The organism is Mesorhizobium sp. WSM4983, assembly GCF_029625765.1.
In the GTDB taxonomy this organism is placed as follows: Bacteria; Pseudomonadota; Alphaproteobacteria; order Rhizobiales; family Rhizobiaceae; genus Mesorhizobium.
On the sequence record NZ_JARTVM010000041.1, the window covers coordinates 1 to 305 of the forward strand.

At 57.7% G+C, this 305-nt stretch carries 1 protein-coding gene; it reads right to left on the bottom strand.

The window, feature by feature from the left end; translation table 11 throughout:
- Nucleotides 1–305, bottom strand: a 305-nt coding sequence (locus P9254_RS28860; protein ID WP_278052575.1) for an integrase core domain-containing protein, incomplete at both ends; no start/stop codon positions are given.

Here is a 305-nt window from a genome sequence, read left to right on the forward strand (position 1 = left end):
TGTGGAGCTTCAACAGGTTGTCCTCGATCAGGGCGAGGCGACTGATAGGCGTTTTTGACTTTAGGCTGCCATGTGGACGATGCCAATTGTATCTGTGCAGCCAGACAGGCAGTTCGGCGGCACGATGATCGGATGTCGGATAGGCAATGGCGTAGGCCCATTCGCGCAGTGCTGTCTGGATGAAGCGCTCGGCCTTGCCATTGGTCTTGGGCGTATAGGGTCTTGTCGTGACGTGCTTGAGGCCGAGATCGCGGCAGGCCTTGGCGAAGGCCTTTGATCTGTAGCAGGAGCCGTTGTCGGTCATG